The 2,289-nt window shown below is 65.4% G+C and carries 1 protein-coding gene; it reads left to right on the forward strand.

What is annotated here, in order from left to right:
- Positions 1–369: 369 nt before the first annotated feature.
- Positions 370–2,250, forward strand: coding sequence for a pectate lyase family protein (locus ACO1BU_RS36975; RefSeq protein WP_424140844.1), 1,881 nt, complete (start codon positions 370–372; stop codon positions 2,248–2,250).
- Positions 2,251–2,289 lie beyond the last annotated feature (39 nt).

Raw genomic sequence — 2,289 nt, forward strand, 5'->3', positions numbered from 1 at the left:
GGGGCACTGGGCGGAGCGGGTGGGGGTGGGGCGGGGTGGGGGCGCGGTCATCACTTTTGCGTGATGTATAGGTGTACTATCCTAAAACTCAAGGTTGCAGACGGCCTGTTTTGGCGATGAATGCGTCGATCACGTTTCCGTGTGTTTTCCTGTTGCGGCCAGTTCCCAGGGGCTGATAGGTAGCCCCCACGACACCAACGCGGGTCGTGAAGAAAACAGCGCGGCAGACAGAGCAGGGATCCAGAATAAATCTGGTGAAGGCTGGGTCACGGCCCGCGCGAATACTTGGCCTTAACAGGCCAGCAGCAACAGACCGGGCTTTTTTGCCTGTTTCAGGAACGGCGCAGCTTTGCCTGGGCCCAGAAGGGAATGACCATGTCCAGCGTGAACCAGGCCACAGGCTTCGCCGCGATGAATGGCGGCACAACCGGCGGTTTCGGCGGCAGCTCCGTCACGGTCACCACCGGCAAGGAGCTGCTGGCCGCCATCAACGCCGCGGCCGACAAGCCCATCACCATCCTCGTCAAGGGCGAGATCACCGCCGCCAACACCGGTGCGGCCAGCATCATCCTCAATGACGTCCACAACGTCTCGATCGTCGGCGCCGGTTCCGGCGCGGAGTTCGATGGCATCGGCTTCCAGGTGAAGGGTGCCTCCTCCAACCTGATCTTCCAGAACCTGGTGATCCACGACGTCCATGGCGGCGAGGGCGACGCGCTGGGCATCGAGGGTGGCTCCCACAACATCTGGGTGGACCACAACGAGTTCTACAGCTCCATGTCGGCCAACAAGGACTACTATGACGGCCTGCTCGACATGAAGAAGGGCACGGAATACGTCACCGTTTCCAACAACTACTTCCACGACCACCACAAGGTCTCGCTGAACGGCTACACCGACACCGACCAGGGCGGCCGCTACGTCACCTACAACAACAATGTCTTCGAGAATATCGGCTCACGCGCGCCGAGCGTCCGCGACGGCTATGTCCATGTCTATGAGAACTACTACAAGGACATCGAGACCTCCGCGGTGAACCTGCGCATGGGCGCCGAGGGCCTGATCGAGAGCAACGTCTTCGAGAACGCCCACAACCCCATCGTCAGCGTCGACAGCAAGACGATCGGCTACTGGAACCTCAGCGGCAACGAGTTCGACAACGTCACCTGGGGCAAGGTCGGCAAGGGCGAGGCCTCCGCGGCCGATGGCAAGTCCACCTCCGACTACACCGTGCCCTACGCCTATGACCTCGACGCCGCCTCCACGGTGAAGGCCTACAACCTGGCCAATGCCGGTGTCGGCAAGCTCGGCGCCACCACCCCGGTGGTGACCACCCCCGTGGTGACCAAGCCGGCTGAGCCGGCCCCGGTGGTGACCAAGCCGACTGAGCCGGCCCCGGTGGTGACCAAGCCGGTCGAGACCACGCCAGAGGTGACCAAGCCGGTCGAGACCAAGCCGGCCGAGATCCATGCCACGGGCTCGGCGGACAAGCTGACGGGCACGGCCGGCAACGACACCATCGACGGCCTCGGCGGCAAGGATGTCATCTCCGGCGGCGACGGGCATGACACGCTCATCGGCGGCTCGAGCGACGACAGCCTCTCCGGCGACAACGGCAACGACACCCTCTCGGGCGACAATGGCAACGACACCCTCTCGGGCGGCGCCGGCGACGACATCCTCCGGGGTGGCGAGGGCAAGGACACGCTCGACGGCGGGATCGGCAACGACACCCTCTCCGGCGACAAGGGCGACGACAAGCTCGCGGGCGGTGACGGCAACGACACCCTCGATGGCGGCGAGGGCAAGGACAGCCTCGACGGCGGCCTGGGCAACGACATCCTCACCGGCGGCGCCGGCAAGGACACGCTGACCGGCGGCGCCGGCAATGACCGCCTCACCGGCGGCCTCGATGCCGACACCCTGACCGGCGGCGCGGGCCAGGACAGCTTCGTCTACACCAGCCTCGCCGATAGCAAGCTGGGCAGCAGCCACGACACCATCGCCGACTTCGCCAAGGGCGACCTGATCGACCTCTCCGCCCTCGACGCCCAGGCCAAGGCCGGCGGCGACCAGGCCTTCTCCTGGATCGGCGACCACGCCTTCTCCAAGCAGGCCGGCGAACTCCACGCCATCACCTCCGGCGCCAACACCCTCATCGAGGGCGACGTCAACGGCGACGGCAAGGCCGACTTCCAGATCGAGGTCAACGGCCACTACGCCTTCGCCGCCTCCGACTTCGCCCTCTAAAGCCAACACAACCCACGCCCCGCCCTCATTGGGCGGGGC

This window comes from Roseomonas chloroacetimidivorans (assembly GCF_049629625.1).
Taxonomy (GTDB): domain Bacteria; phylum Pseudomonadota; class Alphaproteobacteria; order Acetobacterales; family Acetobacteraceae; genus Roseomonas; species Roseomonas chloroacetimidivorans.

Bases quoted from the DNA above. Each gene is read 5' to 3' on its own strand.
- ACO1BU_RS36975 (WP_424140844.1), top strand. From the start codon at position 370: ATGACCATGTCCAGCGTGAACCAGGCCACAGGCTTCGCCGCGATGAAT.